The organism is Delftia sp. PX-1 (genome assembly GCF_055797465.1).
On record NZ_CP184763.1, the window covers coordinates 5,813,979 to 5,832,112 of the forward strand.

Consider the following 18,134-nt stretch of genomic DNA (forward strand, 5'->3'; position numbering starts at 1 on the left):
GGCACAGGGCGCACGGTAACACCGGCGGCCGCTACGCCCTGTGGTGCTGCTGCGCCTGCGCAGCATCCAGGCCCGCAAGCGCGGCATCCAGCTCCGCACGCCAGGGCGGCTGGGCGCCGGCGCGCGTGCAGTTGAGCGCGGCAGCCGTGGCCGCAAAGCGCAGCACCTCGCGCCACGCGGCATCTGGCAGGGACTGCAACTGCTGCGCCTGCTCCACGCCGCGCTCAAGCAACGCCACGGACAGTGCCGCGCCAAAGGTGTCGCCCGCGCCGATGGTGTCCGCCAGCGGCACTGCAGGCGGGCGCACCGACAGCGGAGCGCGACCTGCGCGCAGCAAGGTGGCGCCCTCGGCCCCCTGCGTGAGCACCACGGCCCTGGGCCCGCGCGACAGCCAGCTCCCGGCAGCCTCCAGCACCGGCTGACCGGGCGCGATGAAGGCCGCATCCTCGTCGCTGAGCTTGACCAGGTCGGCCAGGGCCAGCCAGGCCAGGCAGTCGCGCCGGAAGGCCTGCGCATCGCGGATCAGCGTGGGACGCACATTGGGGTCGAAGACGATGAGGCGCCGACCGCGCTGCGCGGCCACCAGATCCAGGATGCGCGGCCCCGCCGGCGCATGCAGCAGCGCGATGGAGCCGAACTGCAGGATGCGGCATTCGTCCGGCAACTTCGGCAGCTCGGCAGGCGCCCACAGCGTGTCGGCCGTGCCCTGCATGTAGAAGGCATAGCGGTTGGTGTGTTCGCCGCGCTCCACAAAGGCCAGCGTGCTGGGCGCGCTGCAGCGCTGCACCAGGCGCATGTCCACGCCGTTGCGCTGCAGGTGCGCGAACAGGCGCTCGCCAAATAGGTCCTCCGAGAGCTGCGAGACAAGGCCCGTGGCCTGCCCCAGCCGTGCCGCCGCGATGGCGCCATTGGCGGGCGCCCCGCCCTCATGGCCCTGGAAGGCCAGGCCACCCGTGGCGGTGAAATCGATCAGGGCCTCGCCCACGATGGCTATGCGCATGTCAGCTCCGCCTTGTGCATGTTTCGGTTCTGTCCACAAATGCCCGTACCCGCTCCGAGGCCCGGCGCACCGACTCCACCAGCTGCGGATGGCCTGCCACCTCGCCCCACAGCAGCGGCTCGGCGCACAGCGAGGCCACGGGATCGGGCGCCGCGCAGATGGCATGCGCCACCGCCGGGTCCATGGCCTGGTCCTGGTACGCATAGGGCAGTGTGCCCCGGTGCCAGCGCTGCAGGAAGGCCAGGAACAGCGCAGGCAGCATGGCCGCGGCATCGATGGCGGCGTTGTCCGCCAGCCGCTCGCGCAGCGTGGGCGCGATGAAGCCGGGGATCTTGGCAAACCCATCGGCCGCCACACGCTGGTTGGTGTCGCGCAGGGCCGCATTGCCAAAGCGCTCCAGCACCGTGTCACGGTAGGCCGGCAGGTCCAGCGGGCTGGGCCGGCCCGGTGCGCAAAGGCAGGCGATCACATCCCGGGTCACGTAGTCCCAGGCCATTTGGCGTATCGCGGGCACGGCGCAGCCTTCGTGGATATGCTCCAGGCCCGCCAGCGTCCCGGCCCAGGCGATGCAGCTGTGGCTGGCGTTGAGGATGCGGATCTTGGCCTCTTCGTAAGGCGCCACCGAGGGTACCAGCTCCACGCCCACGGTCTGCCAGGCGGGGCGCCCGGCAATGAAGCGGTCCTCGATCACCCATTGCGTGAAGCGCTCGGCCATCACCGCGGCCTCGTCGTCGCGGCCGGTGGCGGCCAGCACGCGCGCGCGCAGCTCAGGTGGCGGGCGGGGAGTGATGCGATCGACCATGGCGTTGGGGCAGCTGGTATGCCGCTGTGCCCAGTCGGCCAGCCCATGCAGCTGTGCCTGGCGCATGAAGGCCAGCAGGCCGGAGCGCAGGCGGTCGCCGTTGTGGCGCAGGTTGTCGCAGCTCAGCAGCGTGACGGGGCCGGCATCGGTGGCGCGGCGCGCCTGCAGGATGGCGCAGAGCACGCCATAGAGGGTGGTCCCCGCCTCTCCCCGGCGTGCGCGCTCCAGGTCCTGCGCCAGATCGGGATGCGCGGCGTCGAGCGCTCCCTGACCATCCAGGCAGTAACCGGCCTCGGTGACCGTGAAGGAGATGATGCGGGTGGCCGGCCAGGCGCCCCGCTGCACGACGGCGGCCAGCCCGGGCGCGTACGGAATCACCTCGCTCAAGGCATCCATCCACTGGTAGTGCACCGTGCCGTTGGGCGCAATCGTCTCCAGCGTGTAGGCACCGCCTTGTCGCACCAGGGCGTCCAGCGTCTGCGCCATGTCAGGGCGCAGGTTGGCGCCCGCCAGCGCCCACTGCGTGTCGCCCGCATCCATCAATCGCTGCTGGTAGGCAGCCTGGTGCGCGCGATGGAAAGAGCCCAGCCCCAGGTGCAGCACCGTGGGGCGGGAAAGGGAGGGGGCAGTCGCGTTCATGGTGTCCCGGACAAAGGGATGGGAAGAGACGGAAAGAAGAAGGCAGGGCTCGGCCGCCAGGCTCAGCAGGCCGCCAGCGCACGGCCATCGCGGTCGAACAGATGGAGCATGCAGCCCGGGTCGAGGGACACCCTCACCCCATCGCCCACGGCCAGCGGCATGCGCTCGGTCTGGCGCGCCACCAGCGGCACGCCGGCCACGTCCACATGGACCAGCGTGTCGGCACCCAAGGCTTCGATCAGGTCCACGCGCCCCTGGACGCCAGCCCCATCACTGGGACCTGCATCTGCCTGGGACAGGCGCAGCGCCTCGGGGCGTATGCCCAGCGTGCCGTCCCGCGGCAAGCGCCCCTGCGTGCTGGCCGACAGGCCCGGCACGGCATGGGCCGCCAGCAGGTTCATCGGCGGCATGCCGATGAACTGCGCGACAAAGCGGTTGGCCGGGCGGTCATAGAGCTCCAGAGGAGAGCCCACCTGCTCGATGGCGCCGTCGCGCATCACCACCACGCGGTCGGCCAGGGTCATGGCCTCCACCTGGTCGTGCGTCACATAGATGGTGGTGGCGCCCAATGCACGGTGCAGCTTGAGGATTTCCACGCGCGTGTTGCCGCGCAGCGCCGCATCCAGATTGGACAGCGGCTCGTCGAACAGGAAGACCTTGGGCTCGCGCACGATGGCGCGTCCGATGGCCACGCGCTGGCGCTGCCCGCCCGACAGCTCGCCCGGGCGGCGCTCCAGGCAGGCCGTGAGATTGAGCGTTGCTGCCGCCCGGCCGACCTTGCGCAATATCTCCTTGCGCGGCACGCCCGCCAGGCGCAGCGCAAAGGACATGTTGTCGTACACGCTCATGTGCGGGTACAGCGCATAGCTCTGGAACACCATGGCCAGATCGCGCCGGCCCGAGGGCGCGTGCGTGATGTCGCGCCCATCGAGCAGCAGATGGCCCGCGCTGACGGACTCCAACCCCGCGATCAGGCGCAGCAGCGTGGATTTTCCGCAGCCCGAGGGGCCGACGAAGACGATGAACTCGCCGCGCTCGATGGCGAGGTCCACGCCACGGATGATGTGCGCCTCGCCAAAGCTCTTGCGCATGTCTTGCAGTTGCAGATAGGCCATGGTTTTCTTGGTTGGAAGAGCGGCTACTTGACGGCGCCGAAGGTCATGCCCTGCACCAGTTGCTTCTGGCTGAACCAGCCGAACACCACGATGGGCGCGATGGCCAAAAGCGAGGCGGCCGAAAGACGGGCCCAGAACAGCCCCTCGGGGCTGGAGTAGGAGGCGATCAGCGTGGCCAGCGTGCCGGCGCGCGCGCTGCTGAGGTTGAGCGACCAGAAGGCCTCGTTCCAGCTCAGCACCAGACACAGCAGGCCCGTGGAGGCAATGCCGCCCAGCGCCAGCGGCAGCACCACATGGCGGAACTCGGCCCACAGGCCGGCGCCATCCATGCGCGCGGCTTCGAGGATCTCGTGCGGGATGTCCTTGAACGCGCTGTAGAGCATCCACACCATGATGGGCAGGTTGGACAGCGTGAAGACCACGGTCAGCACCGTGAGCGTGTCCAGCAGGCCGGCGCCCTGGGCCAGCACGTAGATGGGCAGCAATGCGCCCACGGCGGGCATCATCTTGGTGGACAGCATCCACATCAGCACATCGCGTGTGCGCCGCGTGCGAAAGAAGGCCATCGAATAGGCGGCGGGCACGGCGATGGCCAGGCCCGCCAGGGTGGACCCCAGGCTGGTGACCAAGGAGTTGCGCGCGTGCAGCAGGTAGTTGCTGCGCTGCTGCACCTCGCCGAAGTTGGCCAGCGTGGGCTCGAACACGAACAGCGGCGGCACGGCAATGGCCTGCAGCTCGGTCTTGAACGCGGTCAGGAACAGCCAGCCCAGCGGAAAGAACAGCAGCAGCGCCAGCGCCCAGGCCGCGGCGGCACGCAAGGCGGTGGAAAGTGAAGGGGCCGTCATGCGCTCAGTCCAGGCTCTTGCCGACGATGCGGATCAGGAAGACGGCAACGATGTTGGCCAGCACCACGGCGAACAATGCCCCCGCAGAGGCCACGCCCACGTCGAAATGCATCAGCGACTGCTTGTAGATGAGATAGGTGAGGTTGGTGCTCTCGTTGCCCGGGCCTCCCGCCGTGGTGATGGCGATCTCCGCAAACACGCCCAGCAGGAAGATCATCTCGATCATCACCACCACCGCCATCGGTCGGGCCAGATGGGGCAGCGTGAGGTGGTGGAAACGTTGCAGGGCATTGGCGCCGTCCATGCGCGCCGCCTCCATCTGCTCGCGGTCCAGCGACTGCAGCGAGGTGATGAAGATCAGGCAGGCAAAAGGCAGCCACTGCCAGGACACCATGATGACCACGGACAGCAGCGGCACCTCGGTCAGCCAGTCCACAGGCTCCAGGCCCAGCGCCCTGCACAGGCTGGCCAGCACGCCGTAGATGGGATTCATCATCATGTGCTTCCACAGCAGCGCGTTGACGGCGGGCATCACGAAGAAGGGCGAGATCAGCAGCACGCGCACCATGCCGCGGCCCGGAAATGGCTCGTTGACCAGCAGCGCCAGCAGCACGCCCAGCACCACGGTGATCGACACCACGCTGGCCAGGAACACCAGGGTCTGGCGCACGGCGGGCATGAAGTCCGGGTCGGTGACGAAGAACTCGTAGTTGCGCCGGCCCACGAAGGGGTGGCCGCCCGGCTGCATGAGGTTGTAGTCGACGAACGAGAAATACACCGTCATCAGCAGCGGCACCAGCATCCAGCACAGCAGCACGGCCACGGCGGGAGCCATGAGCGCGCGGGGCAGCAGGCGCGTCATGGGCGCGGGGCTTGGTCGAAGCATCGAGGCAGCCATCACTTGTAGTAGCCGCTTTTCCTCATCTCGCGGTCCGCCAGGGTCTGCGAGGTCTTGAGCGCCTGCTCCACCGTGGCTTTGCCCGACAGCGCCGCACTGACTTGCTGCCCCACGGCAATGCCTATGGCCTGGAACTCGGGGATGGCCACGTACTGCACGCCGATGTAGGGTGAGCGCGGCTCGGTCGCATCGCTCAGGCTCACGCTGTCGATGGCGCTTTTCTCGGCGCCGGCAAAGTCCGCGACTTTCTGGAACTCGGCGCTCGCATAGGTGGACTGCCGCGTGCCCGTGGGAACGGCGCGCCAGCCATGCTCGCGCGCCACCAGCTGCACATACTCCTTGGAAGTGGCCCATTTGATGAAGGCCTGGGCCGCATCCACCTTCCTGGAGCTGGCGGGAATGGCCAGGTTCCAGGTCCACAGCCACGTCGCCCCCTTGGGCGTGGAGGCCACGGGAGCGGCCGCATACGCCACCTTGCCGGCCACCTTGGACTGCCGTGGATCGCCCACGAACGAGGCCGCAATGCTGGCATCGACCCAGGCCGCGCACTTGCCCTCGTTGAACAGCGCCAGGTTCTCGTTGAAGCTGTTGGCCGATGCGCCGGGCGGCCCGTAGGCCTTCAGCAGCTCCACATAGAAACCCACCGCCTTCTTCCAGGCCGGTGTGTCCAGCTGCGGCTTCCATTGCATGTCGAACCACTGGCCACCGTGGGTGTTGACCATGGTGGTGACCAGGGCCATGTTGTCACCCCAGCCCGGCTTGCCGCGCAGGCAGATGCCGTAGACGCCAGCCTTGGGATCATGGGCCTTGGCGGCAAATTCCCGCACCTGCTCCCAGCTCGGCTGCGCGGGCATGGTGAAACCCGCCTTTTCGGCCAGATCACGGCGGTACATGAGCATCGATGCCTCGCCATAGAACGGCAGGGCGTGGAGCCTGCCTTCGTGCGACAGGCCCTTGCGGATGGAAGGCAGCAAGTCGTCTGCGTCATAGGCGGCATCGGTGGCAATCGGCAGCAGCCAGCCATTCCTCGACCAGATCGGCACCTCGTACAGGCCCACCGTCATCACGTCGAACTGGCCGCCCTTGGTGGCGATGTCGGTGGTCACTCGCTGGCGCAGCATGCCCTCTTCCAGCGTGACCCATTTGAGCGTGATGCCGGGATGGGCCTGCTCGAAGCGGGCAGAGAGTTTCTGCATCTCGATCATGTGGCCGTTGTTCACGGTCGCAATCACGAGTTCGGTGTCGGCCTGTGCGCCGGCGGCCGATGCGGCCACGGCCAGCGCCGCGCCCGCCCTGAGCAAGCTGTGCATGTCTGTCTCCTTCGCAATGAATGCTGTGGTCTTCGCGGTCCATCCCTGCCGCTGGTGACCGATTGTGGGGACAGGCCTGCGGGTGCATTGGTACGGGCAGCCCGGCCGCTGATACTTCTATGCACATACCTGGCTAGAGATATCCCTGATCTGCGCAACACACTATCTGCGAGCAGCGGTCTGGCGAGAGCCGCTCCTAGAATGCTGGCCATGACTTCCAGCGAGCAGACCATGGCCATGCAGATCGCCCCGGTTCCTCCCAGCGCCCTGGGCGAATCGCCCTTCTGGCACCCCGCTGATCGCCGGCTCTACTGGTGCGATATCCAGGGCCTGCGCATCCATGCCTGGGACCCGGCCAGCGGCCAGCAGCAAAGCTGGGCCACGCCCAGCGAGCCCGGCTGCTGCGCGCCCACGGACAAGGGCCGCATCGTCATCGGCCTGCGAGACGGCTTCGGCCTGCTGGATCCGGCCACCGGCCACATCACCATGCTGGCCGGCCTGGACCACGATCCACGCCAGTTCCGCCTCAACGACGGCCGCTGCGACCGAGCCGGCCGCTTCTGGGCCGGCTCCCTGTTCGCACCAAAGACCGCGCCCGAGGCGGCACTGTGGTGCCTGCGCGCGGTGGACAACGGCGGCTACGCGGTCCAGCGCATGGCAGGCGACTGCACCACGGCCAACGGGCTGGCCTTCAGCCCCGACGACGCATGGCTGTACTGGGCCGACACGCCCGCACACCGCATAGACCGCTTTGCCTTCGACCTGGATACCGGCACGCTGGGGGCCCGCGCACTGTGGAAGGCCTTCGCGCCCCGCACGCAAGGGCGCCTGTACGGCGGCCGGCCCGATGGTGCCTGCGTCGACACCCGGGGCCACTACTGGGTGGCCATGTACGAAGGCGGCTGCGTGCTGCGGCTGGACCCGCAGGGCGAAGTCGTGCAGCGCATCGAGACGCCCGTGCGCTGCCCCACCATGGTCTGCCTGGGCGGAGAAGACCTGCGCACGCTCTACATCACCTCCGCCTCGCACGGCCGCCCCGAGGAAGAACGCCGGGCCGCCGTGCCTGCCGGGGCGCTGATGCATTGCCGCGTCGAGGTGCCAGGGCTGCCGGTCAACTGTTTCCGGGAGGCGTAGAGCGGGGCCAGGCCCTCAGGCCATCAGGCCCGCAGCCGCTGCAGCAGGCCGGCGGTGGAGGCGTCCAGCCCCGCCATGTCGCCATTGCCCAGGCGCAGCTGAAGGTCACGCGCCAGCAGCTTGCCCAGCTCCACCCCCCATTGGTCGAAGCTGTTGATGCCCCACAGCGCGCCGGCCACGAACACGCGGTGCTCCTGCAGCGCAACCAGCGCGCCCAGCGCCGCAGGCGTGAGCGCGTCCAGCAGCAGGAAGCTGCTGGGACGGTTGCCGGGGAAATGGCGGTGCCCGTCCTCGCTGGCGCGCCCCTGCATCAGGGCCTGGGCCTGGGCCAGCGCGTTGGCCAGCAACTGTTCCTGGTGGCCTGGCAAGGTGTGCGAAGCCTGCTTCACCGCAATGATCTCCAGCGGCACGATGTCGCTGCCCTGGTGCAGCATCTGGAAGAAGGCATGCTGCCCATCCGTGCCGGGCTCACCCCAGAGCACGGGTGCCGAGCCCAGCGCCAGCGGCCGGCCCTGCCGGTCCACGCGCTTGCCGTTGCTCTCCATCTCCAGTTGCTGCAGATAGGCCGGCAGGCGCCGCAGGCCTGCGTGGTAGGGCGCGATGCAGCGGCTGCCAAAGCCCAGCAGATTGCGGTACCAGACGTCGAGCAGGCCCAGGCGCACGGGCAGATTGGCCTGCAGCGGCGACGTGCGGAAATGCATGTCCATGGCGTGCGCACCGGCCAGCATGGCGCGAAACGCGGCAGCGCCTACGGCAACGGCCACCGGCAGTCCGATGGACGACCACAGCGAATAGCGCCCGCCCACCCAGTCCCAGAAGCCGAAGGTGGTGGTGATGCCCATCTGCGCCGCCGCAGCGGCATGGGTGGTCAGCGCGACGAAATGGCGGGACACCTCGCTGCCGCCGTTTGCGTGGAACCAGTCGAGTGCGCTGCGCGCATTGGTCAGCGTCTCCTGCGTGTTGAACACCTTGGAGGCCACGATGAACAGCGTGCTGCGCGGCTGCAGGCCCACGAGCACGGCCTGCAGCGCATGGCCATCCACATTCGAGACGAAGTGCATGCGCCGGCGCGCATCGCCCAGGCCTTGCAGCGCCTGGACCGCCATCTGCGGCCCCAGACCCGATCCGCCTATGCCCATGCACACCACATCGGTGATATCCGCATCCGCACGCACGCGCTCGGCATAGGCCAGCATGGCATCCAGCGTCTCGTGCACCTGGGCCAGCGCCCAGGCCAGGCCCGGCGGCGCATTGCCGGGCGGATGGCGCAGCAGCGTGTGCAGCGCCGCACGCCCCTCGGTGGAGTTGACGGCCTCGCCCGCGAACATGGCGTCGCGCTGGCGCTCCACCTCGCAATCGCGGGCCAGCTGCAGCAGCAGGTCTTCGGCCTGCGCGTCCCACAGATTCTTGGACAGGTCCGCAAAGCAGTGCGGAGCCTCCTGGCTGAAGCGCGCGAACCGGGCGGGGTCAGAGGCGAAGGCACCGCGCAGGTCGAACTCGGGCATCACGGCCCGGGCGTGGTTTTGCAAAAGAGGCCAGGCGAGGGCGTGATCGCAACGGATAAGCATGGGGTTCACCGACAGGGCTTCTTGCAGAGAAGTAATCAAATTACAACAATCATCATCTGAAGCTTCAATCAAATGACGTGGTACCTCTATAATTTATTCGATTTCCTCAAAAATTGGTAACTCAGTTACCAAAATATTCACCTCGGGAGGCAACATGGGTTTCGATCTGGTCTTGTTTGGCGGCACGGGCGATCTGGCATGGCGCAAGCTCATGCCGGCGCTGTTCCAGGCGTTTCGCCATGGCACCCTGCCCGAGGGCGGCCGCATCCTGTGCGTGGCCCGCGATGACCTGAGCGACGACCAGTACCGCGCCCTCATCCAGTCGCGCTTTGACGGCGTCGAGCTGTCCAAGCGCCCCAACCCCGAGGAATTCGCCCGCTTCGCAGACCTGCTGCACTACCTGCGCATGGACCTGTCGCAGCCCGCCGACTACGGGAAGCTGGCACAGGCGCTGGCCGCGCGCGACGCAGAAACGGTGGTGATGTACGTGGCCACCGCCCCCAGCCTGTTCACCACGGTCTGCGAGCAGATCGCCGCCGTGGGCCTGAACGGCCCGCGTACCCGCGTGGTGCTGGAAAAGCCGCTGGGCCACGACCTGGCCTCCAACCAGGCCATCAATGCCACGCTGCGCAAGGTGCTGCGCGAAGAGCAGGTGTTCCGCATAGACCACTACCTGGGCAAGCCCTCTGTGCAGAACCTTCTGGCGCTGCGCTTTGGCAATGCGCTGTTCGAGCCGCTGTGGCGGCGCGAGACCATTGCCAACATCCAGATCACCATCGCCGAGGAACTGGGCGTGGAAAGCCGGGGCGCGTTTTACGACCAGACCGGCGCGCTGCGCGACATGGTGCAAAACCATGCGCTGCAGCTGCTGTGCGCCATCGGCATGGAGCCGCCGATCAACGCATCGGCCCATGCCATCCGCGACGAAAAGCTCAAGGTGCTGCAGTCGCTCAGGCCCTGGACGCCGGAAACCCTGAGCCAGCACGTGGTGCGCGGCCAGTACCTGGCCGGCGCCAGCCAGGGCCAGCCCGTGCCGGCCTACCAGCAGGAAAAAGGCGTGGCGGCGGGCAGCCAGACCGAGACCTTTGTCGCCCTGCGCACCGAGATCTGCAACTGGCGCTGGGCCGGCGTGCCCTTCTACATCCGCACCGGCAAGCGGCTGGCAGGAAGGGACGCGCGCATCGTCGTGAACTTCCGGCCCGTGCCCCACCCGATCTTCCGCTCGCCCCTGTCCGAAGCCAATCGCCTAGTGATCAATCTGCAGCCCAAGGACGGGCTGGAGCTGCACCTGCTGGCACAGGGCGCCACCCAGCAGCAGGCCGAGCCTTCGCTGGCCCCCGTGCACCTGAACCTGGACTTCGACCAGCGCTTCGGTGCCAAGCGCGTGGGCGCCTACGAGCGCCTGCTGCTGGACGTGATCGCCGGCAGGCTGAACCTCTTTGTGCGCAGCGACGAGCAGGAACAGGCCTGGCGCTGGGTGGAACCCATCCTTCAGCACTGGCGCAGCGACACCTCGGGGCCGCGCGGCTATGCGGCGGGCAGCTGGGGGCCCAGCGCAGCCAGCGCCATGATTGCGAGGGATGGCTTTTGCTGGAGCGAAGAGGTTTAGGCTCCCCCTGAGGCGCTGCGCGCCTTCCCCCTCTCTGCCCGCTTCGCGGGGGAGGGGACGACAGCTTCGCGGCGGGGCGGCCCTTGCTCGCTGTCTCCGACTTTGGAGTGCGCCAGTTTCATGCGCCACGCTTTGTCAGCACCGTTGCCTATAGCCCGCTGGGCGCGCCGGTTCCATGGGGGAACCTACAATGAGGCCCCGAGAGACTGACCACACCATGAATCCTGCTGCGCCGGCTGGCGATGCCGCCCCCACTTCCTCCCTGATCGATCCCAAGCTGGCCATGGGCTGGATGCACACGGCGCGCTTTTTGACGACGGCTGCGCAGTTGCACCATCTTCCCAAGGTCGATGTGCCCGAGATCGCGTTCGTGGGCCGCTCCAACGCCGGCAAGTCCACCTGCATCAACACGCTGACGCAACAAAAGCAGCTGGCCTTCGCCTCCAAGAAGCCTGGCCGCACGCAGCACATCAACCTGTTTTCCCTGGGCAAGCAGGGCGTGACCGACGCCGTGCTGGCCGACCTGCCCGGCTACGGCTATGCCGCCGTCTCGCGCACGGACAAGCAGCGCTGGCAGCGCGTGATGCTGAACTATCTGGTCAGCCGCGAGAGCCTGTCGGCCATCGTGCTGCTGTGCGATCCGCGCCTGGGCCTGACGGAGCTGGACGAAGCCCTGCTCGACGCCATGCGCCCGCGCGTGCAGGAAGGCCTGAAATTCCTCGTGCTGCTGACCAAGGCCGACAAGCTCACGCGTGCCGAGCAGGCCAAGGTGCTGTCCATCACGCGGCTCAACGCCGGTGGTGGCGAAGTGCGCATGTTCTCCGCGCTCAAGAAGCAGGGCGTGGACGAGGTGGCCCAGCTGCTGTGGCACTGGAGTCATCCCGAAGGCCTGAATCCGCCGGCGGCCACGGACGGGCCCGCCGACGTCGCGAACGTCGCAACTGCGACGCCCGCCGCGACCGACAGCCCCCAAGATTAGCGCCTGGAGGCGCTCGTGTAGCCAGCGCCCCGCAAGGAGCGCAACATGGTGACCACCTGCATTCGCGAGCTGCCTCACGGCATCTATCTGCACTGCCGCGTCAGTGGCGAACCCGGCCAGCCACTGCTGCTGTTCCTGCACGGCTTTCCTGAAGGCAGCTTCATCTGGGAAGGCATGCTGGAGCAGTTCGGCACGCAATGGCGTTGCGTCGCCCCCGATCTGCGGGGCTTTGGCCGTTCCAGCCAGCCGGCCGGCGTGGAGCAGTACAAGGCCAAGCACCTGCTGCAGGATCTGGCGGCGCTGATCGCCATCGAAAGCCCTGGCGCACCCGCAGCCTGCGTGATCGCCCACGACTGGGGCGGTGCCCTGGCCTGGGGCCTGGCCAACCGCCATCCCGGGCTGATGCAGCGGCTGATGATCCTCAACGCCCCGCATCCGGGCGCCTTTCTGCGCGAACTGCTGCACAACCCCGTGCAACAGGCCGCAAGCCAGTACATGCATTTTCTGCGCCGACCTGATGCGCCCGCCCTGCTGGCCGCGAACGACTGGCAGCGCATGCTGGGCTTTTTCCGCACGCCGCAGGGCGAGTTGCCCGGATGGCTCACGCCGCAGTTGCAGCAGCGCTACCGCGAGCACTGGGACCTGGGCGTGCAAGGCTCCTGCCACTACTACGGCGCCAGTCCCCTGGTGCCGCCCCGGCCCGAAGATCCGGCCTCAGCCGACGCACTGCGCAACCTGAGGCTGCCGCCCGAGATGCTGGACATCGGCGTGCCCACGCATGTGCTCTGGGGCGACAGCGACCCCGCGCTGCAGCCTGCCCTGGTCGAAGGTCTGGAGCCGTGGGTGCCGCGCCTGACGGTGCAGCACCTGGCCGGCACCTCGCACTGGGTCGTGCACGAGCAGCCCGATGCGGTGCGGCAAGCGCTGGAGCAGTTCCTGTCCCGCCCCCTTCAGTAGACCGAAGGCTCGCCTTCGGGCCGGGTCTTGAAGCGCCTGTGCACCCAGTAGTACTGGTCGGGCATGGTGCGGATGGCCGCCTCCAGCTCACGGTTCATGCGGGCCGTATCGGCCTCGACATCGTCGGTGGGGAAATCCGTCCAGGCCGGGGTGATCTCGGCCACATAGCCCGTGGGCGTCATGCGCGTGTACATGCCCAGCACCTTGGCCCGGCCCAGGCGCGCGAAGCGCGACAGCGAGGGAATGGTGGCCGCGTTCACGCCGAAGAAAGGCACGAAGACCGAGTCGTTGCGACCGAAGTCCATGTCGGGCAAAAGGTACAGCAAACCGCCCTTGCGCAGGCTGGAGATGATGGGCTTGACCCCGTCGGCGCGGTTGAGCATGCGCACGTCGCCAAAGCGCTGGCGCCCCGACATGAACCACTCATCGACCGCCGGGTCCGGATGGGTGGAGAAGATCGAGGTGAAGGGCCGCGTGGTGTGCAGCGGCAAGGCCAGCCCGCCCGCGTCCATGCTGTAGAAATGCGGCGCGAACAGGATGGTCGGGGTGTCGCCATCGAGCTCATGCACGGCACCCTGCAGCTTCACGCGCTCGGCCACCACCTCGCGCGGCGCCGCCCACAGCCAGCTGCGGTCCAGCCAGGTCTGGCAAAAGACGATGAAGTTGCGGCGCGCCAGATCCACGCGCTGCGCCTCGGTCAGCTCGGGAAAGCACATCGCCAGATTGCGCAGCGCCACCTTGCGGCGCGGCGCGGCCAGCACGAACAGCAGCCGCCCCAGAAACGCACCCAGCCCCCGCAACCACGGCAGCGGCATCCACGCCAGCGACCGCATCAGCCACACGCCGATGCGCCCGCTCATGCACCCACCTCGTCGGCAGCTGATTCACGGCGCGGCTGCTTGTAGCGCGCATAGCCCCACAGGTACTGCTGCGGGCATTGGCGGATGGTGTGTTCCATCGCCTCGTTGATCTGCTGCACCGCAGCTTCCAGATTCTCGGACAAGGGCACGGGCAACTCCTCAAGATACAGCGCATAGCCCCGCCCCCAGGACAAGCGCTCACAACGGGCCACGATCACCGCGGCCCCCGTCTGCAACGCCAGGCGCGCCGCCAGCGTCATCGTATAGGCATCACGGCCGAAGAACGGCGACCAGACGCCCTGCCCCTCGGGCGGAACCTGGTCGGGCAGCAGCCCCACGGCCATGCCCTTGCGCAACGCCTTGATCATCTGGCGCACGCCAGCCAGCGTGGTCGGCACGGCCTGCACGCCGGGGCGGTTGCGCGCCGTCTCCATGACGCGGGCCAGCCAGGGCTGGCGCGCGGGGCGGTAGAGAATGGTGATCTCGCCATGCTCGGCCGACCATTGCCGTGCCGCATGCTGCACCGACAGCTCGAAGCAGCCCAGGTGGGGCGTCAGAAAGATGATTCCGCGCCCGGCAGCGTAGGCCCGGCGCACGCATTCCTCGTTGTGCATCTGGCAGCTCGGCTGCCTGCCCATCCACATGCGCGGCAGCTCCGCCACCATGCGCCCCGCGTGCCCCACGGCCGGCGCCACGGCGCCGAAGCCGTAGCCGGCCTGGCGGGCATTGGCCAGAAAGCGGCGCCGGTACGTGCCGGAGGCCACGAAAGCCACCCAGCCGATGAGCGCGCCAAGGGGGTGCAATAGCCACAAAGGCAGTGCAGCAAACAGTCGGAACAAGGAAGGCATTAAAATGTGCGGGTCGCTGAGTTAACTGAGCAACTTGCAGAGCGACGTAAAACAAGTCTGCTAAAGCGTTCGCCAGGGCTCCTGCAGCTTGGGCAACGCCCATCAAAAAAAGCTGCAACCAAGGAGTTTATTCACATGGCGAACGATTTTCTTTTCACCTCGGAATCTGTCTCTGAAGGCCATCCGGACAAGGTGGCCGACCAGATCTCTGACGCGATCCTGGACGCCATTTTCGCCCAAGACCCGTACAGCCGCGTGGCGGCCGAGACACTGACCAACACGGGCCTGGTGGTTTTGGCAGGTGAGATCACCACGGGCGCCAACGTCGACTACATCCAGGTCGCACGCGACACCATCAAGCGCATCGGCTACGACAACACCGACTACGGCATCGATTACAAGGGCTGCGCCGTGCTCGTGGCCTACGACAAGCAGAGCCAGGACATCGCCCAGGGCGTGGACAAGGCCAGCGATGACGAGCTCAACACCGGCGCCGGCGACCAGGGCCTGATGTTCGGCTACGCCTGCGACGAGACACCCGAGCTGATGCCCGCGCCCATCTACTACGCGCACCGCCTCGTCGAGCGCCAGGCCCAGCTGCGCAAGGACGGCCGCCTGCCCTTCCTGCGTCCTGACGCCAAGAGCCAGGTGACCATGCGCTACGTGGACGGCAAGCCCCACAGCATCGACACCGTGGTGCTGTCCACCCAGCACAGCCCCGACCAGTCGGAATCGGCCACCAGGATGAAGTCCAGCTTCACCGAAGCCATCATCGAGGAAATCATCAAGCCCGTGCTGCCCTCCGAGTGGCTGCAGGACACCAAGTACCTGATCAACCCCACGGGCCGCTTCGTCGTGGGCGGCCCCCAGGGTGACTGCGGCCTGACCGGCCGCAAGATCATCGTCGACACCTACGGCGGTGCCTGCCCCCATGGCGGCGGCGCCTTCAGCGGCAAAGACCCAACCAAGGTGGACCGCAGCGCCGCCTACGCCGCGCGCTACGTGGCCAAGAACATCGTGGCCGCCGGCCTGGCGCGCCAGTGCCAGATCCAGGTGGCCTACGCCATCGGCGTGGCACGCCCGATGAACATCACGGTCTACACCGAAGGCACGGGCGTCATCCCCGACGCCGAGATCGCCAAGCTGGTGGCCGCCCACTTCGACCTGCGTCCCAAGGGCATCATCCAGATGCTGGACCTGCTGCGCCCGATCTACAGCAAGACCGCTGCCTATGGCCACTTCGGCCGTGAAGAGCCCGAGTTCACCTGGGAGCGGACGGACAAGGCAGCGGCGCTGCGTGCTGCGGCTGGCCTGTAAGCAAAATGCCAGGGGCGTTCACGCCCATCTGATGGCCTCCCGGCCCCATGCCGCGCCTGACGCAGCATGGGGCTTTTTTCATCTCGGTCCTTCTCACAACACTCACGTCAAACCGGCGCAGCAGGCTGCGGTAGCGGGTTGCTCGGCTGGTAAACTGCCTGCGCTCTTCCCGAGAGCGGCCATTTCCCGGCCCACCATTTCAAGTTCCGCCACATCCGAGACAAGTCAAGAAGCAATGGCTGCCCCCTCCAAAGCGATTTACTGGTTCAGTGCCCTTCTTTTGCTGGCCATATTGGGGGTGTATCTGCCCGGCCTGAACAACGGGCTGCTGTTCGACGATATGCGTCTGACGGATGGAACGATTTTCGGCAACTATGGCAGCCTGTTGGACTTCAAGCAGCGCACGCTGTCGTATGGCAGCTTCGTCTGGATCGAACAGATTTTCGGAGACGGCTGGTGGAAGCAGCGCGTCTTCAATATCGCCTTGCATCTCGCGACCGTGGCGGCTCTCTATGCATTGTTCAAGGCACTGCTGACACAGACGCGCTTTCCGCACGACATCGAGGAGCAACCCCACTTCCACGCGTCGCGCGATGCAGCCCTGCAACTGGGCTTGGTCCTTTTCGCGCTCAACCCTGTCGCGGTCTACGCCGTTGGATACCTGGTGCAGCGATCCATCGTCATGGCAACCCTCTTTGCCGTTATGGCATGCTGGGCCTTTGTGCGCGGGCTTCAGGGCGGGCGAGTCCTCTGGCATATCGCGGCATTGATCTGCTATGTGCTCGCCATCCTGTCCAAGGAGCATGCCTTTCTGACGGTCGCCATGGTGGTGCCGCTCTATATCTTTGTGCAGCGCCCCGGCCTGAAGGCTGCCATGGTCATTGTGGGAATGGCCTTGCTGCTGCTGGCCGTTGCCTCGGCGGCAGTCTTTCATTTCTTCGGCAGTCTGGTGGGCCAGATTTTCGACGAGCAATCCCAAGGCTATGCAAGGCAATTGGAAGCCCTTCGGCCCGGGATCACCTCACAGATCTATCCCCTGAGCATCCTCAATGAAGCGGCCCTGTTTTTTGCCTATGGCTTTCTGTGGATCGTTCCCTATGTGGGCTGGATGTCCATCGACCTGAGACCGGCATTTCCTCTCGGCTTCGGCTCGATCTGGCACCTAGCCGGCGCGCTCGGTTACCTGGCCCTGCTGGCCTGCTCAATCTGGGCCGTGCTTAGGCGTCCCGGTGTCATTGGCTTGGTCGCGCTCTGCCTCCTGTTTCCCCTGCTCTGGTATGCGACCGAATTCGCCACGGTCTGGCTGCAGGACCCCTTCGTTCTGTATCGCAGCTATCTGTGGGCCGTGGCCATCCCGGGATTGGCGGCCATTGCGCTGACGGGGGTCAAACCACGCGCCATCTACATCGTCGGCATCGTCATCGGCATGGTGTTCGGGGCATTGGCCTTCGAGCGTGTGCTCTCTCTTCAGGACGCGGGCACCTCCTGGGCCGATGCCGCCGAAAAAATCGATAAAAAGGCCCCGGCCAATGCCGTGGGACGCGGTCGTGCCTTCCTCAACGTCGGAACGGCACACGCCGACAAGGGCATGCTCGACCAGGCGCTGCAGGACTTCGCCACAGCCAACGCCCTTGGCGACCTGGGAGGCAACGCGCTGTTCAACATGGGTGCCGTGCTTTCTCAGCAGAAGAAATTCTCAGAAGCCCTGAATGCCTTTGCCGCAGCCCAGGCCAAGGGATTCAAGGGCCAGGCCTTGCACTACCAAAAGGCCGAAGCGTTGATGGCTACAGGCCAGTTGCGCGCTGCCTTCGAAGAGTACTCACGCGCCTTGGGCGAGCCCACTGAAGACAGTGCCAACGCCAAGCAAATGGAGCAGACCCTGCGCCTGAAACGCGCAGAGGCGGCCATAGGTGTGCAGCAATACAAAGTTGCAGCTGACGACTTCCGAACTCTGCTGCAGACCTCGCCAAACGCCCCTCGCCTGATCGTCGGATTGGGGCTGGCCCTTGTCGGCCAGGGTGATAGTGCGCAAGCCAAAGACCTGCTGGAACCACTGGTTGCTCGCAGCCCCAGCGCGCCCGCTTTCTACGGGCGTGCAATGGCCTATCACGGCCTGGGCAACCTGCCGGAAGCACTGAAGAGTCTGGACCAGGCAATACGCCTGGAGCCGCAGAATCCGCAGTACCGCCAGGTCCGCAATCAACTGAGCCCGGCTACCGCAAAGCCTCAGACGGCAAAGTAGGCGCTGTCCGC

At 66.8% G+C, this 18,134-nt stretch carries 15 protein-coding genes; 6 read left to right on the plus strand and 9 right to left on the minus strand.

All coding sequences use genetic code 11. The features are described 5' to 3' along the window. Window positions 1-31 precede the first annotated feature (31 nt). The 6 genes from ACN20X_RS26590 to ACN20X_RS26615 form a co-directional block, all read right to left on the minus strand. On the minus strand, window positions 32-1,000 hold the full coding sequence (locus tag ACN20X_RS26590; protein ID WP_016445528.1) for a carbohydrate kinase family protein: 969 nt from the start codon (window positions 998-1,000) through the stop codon (window positions 32-34). 1 nt (window position 1,001) lies between these two features. Beyond that, a complete protein-coding gene (gene dalD / locus ACN20X_RS26595; RefSeq protein ID WP_432675268.1) occupies window positions 1,002-2,441 on the minus strand; it encodes a D-arabinitol 4-dehydrogenase in 1,440 nt (479 codons plus the stop codon). A 62-nt stretch (window positions 2,442-2,503) separates the two neighbouring features. Continuing rightward, window positions 2,504-3,556 carry an ABC transporter ATP-binding protein gene (locus ACN20X_RS26600; RefSeq protein WP_432675266.1) on the minus strand — a complete coding sequence of 351 codons (1,053 nt, stop codon included), beginning with the start codon at window positions 3,554-3,556 and terminating at the stop codon, window positions 2,504-2,506. A gap of 23 nt (window positions 3,557-3,579) precedes the next feature. After that, window positions 3,580-4,401, minus strand: a complete 822-nt coding sequence (locus tag ACN20X_RS26605; RefSeq protein ID WP_026062016.1) for a carbohydrate ABC transporter permease — start codon at window positions 4,399-4,401, stop codon at window positions 3,580-3,582. 4 nt (window positions 4,402-4,405) lie between these two features. Then, window positions 4,406-5,263, minus strand: coding sequence for a carbohydrate ABC transporter permease (locus ACN20X_RS26610; protein WP_151019603.1), 858 nt, complete (start codon window positions 5,261-5,263; stop codon window positions 4,406-4,408). A 35-nt stretch (window positions 5,264-5,298) separates the two neighbouring features. Continuing rightward, complete coding sequence (locus ACN20X_RS26615; RefSeq protein WP_017403960.1) at window positions 5,299-6,609, minus strand: ABC transporter substrate-binding protein; 1,311 nt, start codon at window positions 6,607-6,609, stop codon at window positions 5,299-5,301. Between the two features lie 231 nt (window positions 6,610-6,840). Here ACN20X_RS26615 and ACN20X_RS26620 point away from each other — a divergent pair, with 231 nt between their 5' ends. After that, the gene (locus ACN20X_RS26620) at window positions 6,841-7,743 is read left to right on the plus strand and encodes an SMP-30/gluconolactonase/LRE family protein (RefSeq protein WP_191625525.1); all 903 of its coding nucleotides are present in this window, start codon (window positions 6,841-6,843) and stop codon (window positions 7,741-7,743) included. A gap of 23 nt (window positions 7,744-7,766) precedes the next feature. On the opposite strand, the gene pgi is transcribed toward ACN20X_RS26620, so the two are convergent. Further along, the gene (pgi, locus tag ACN20X_RS26625; protein WP_026062014.1) at window positions 7,767-9,311 is read right to left on the minus strand and encodes a glucose-6-phosphate isomerase; all 1,545 of its coding nucleotides are present in this window, start codon (window positions 9,309-9,311) and stop codon (window positions 7,767-7,769) included. 154 nt (window positions 9,312-9,465) lie between these two features. Between pgi and zwf the strand changes: the two genes are divergently transcribed. The 3 genes from zwf to ACN20X_RS26640 all read left to right on the plus strand — a co-directional run bounded on the left by zwf (window position 9,466) and on the right by ACN20X_RS26640 (window position 12,856). Further along, entirely contained in the window at window positions 9,466-10,920 is a 1,455-nt protein-coding gene (gene zwf / locus ACN20X_RS26630) for a glucose-6-phosphate dehydrogenase (protein WP_047217124.1), read from the plus strand. Window positions 10,921-11,137: 217 nt separating this feature from the next. Then, window positions 11,138-11,899 carry a ribosome biogenesis GTP-binding protein YihA/YsxC gene (gene yihA, locus ACN20X_RS26635; RefSeq protein WP_017403957.1) on the plus strand — a complete coding sequence of 254 codons (762 nt, stop codon included), beginning with the start codon at window positions 11,138-11,140 and terminating at the stop codon, window positions 11,897-11,899. Window positions 11,900-11,944: 45 nt separating this feature from the next. Beyond that, window positions 11,945-12,856 carry an alpha/beta fold hydrolase gene (locus tag ACN20X_RS26640; RefSeq protein ID WP_151019605.1) on the plus strand — a complete coding sequence of 304 codons (912 nt, stop codon included), beginning with the start codon at window positions 11,945-11,947 and terminating at the stop codon, window positions 12,854-12,856. Here ACN20X_RS26640 and ACN20X_RS26645 read toward each other — a convergent pair. Both ACN20X_RS26645 and ACN20X_RS26650 read right to left on the minus strand, forming a co-directional pair. Then, entirely contained in the window at window positions 12,850-13,716 is an 867-nt protein-coding gene (locus ACN20X_RS26645; protein ID WP_017403955.1) for a lysophospholipid acyltransferase family protein, read from the minus strand. The genes ACN20X_RS26640 and ACN20X_RS26645 overlap by 7 nt on opposite strands. Beyond that, window positions 13,713-14,564, minus strand: a complete 852-nt coding sequence (locus tag ACN20X_RS26650; RefSeq protein WP_151019606.1) for a lysophospholipid acyltransferase family protein — start codon at window positions 14,562-14,564, stop codon at window positions 13,713-13,715. Before ACN20X_RS26650 ends, ACN20X_RS26645 begins: the two co-directional genes overlap by 4 nt. A gap of 135 nt (window positions 14,565-14,699) precedes the next feature. On the opposite strand from ACN20X_RS26650, the gene metK reads away from it, so the two are divergent. Next, window positions 14,700-15,881 (plus strand): methionine adenosyltransferase, encoded by a 1,182-nt coding sequence (metK, locus tag ACN20X_RS26655; RefSeq protein WP_017403953.1) that lies wholly within the window; start codon window positions 14,700-14,702, stop codon window positions 15,879-15,881. A 235-nt stretch (window positions 15,882-16,116) separates the two neighbouring features. Next, a complete protein-coding gene (locus ACN20X_RS26660) occupies window positions 16,117-18,123 on the plus strand; it encodes a tetratricopeptide repeat protein (protein ID WP_151019607.1) in 2,007 nt (668 codons plus the stop codon). Window positions 18,124-18,134: the final 11 nt, after the last annotated feature.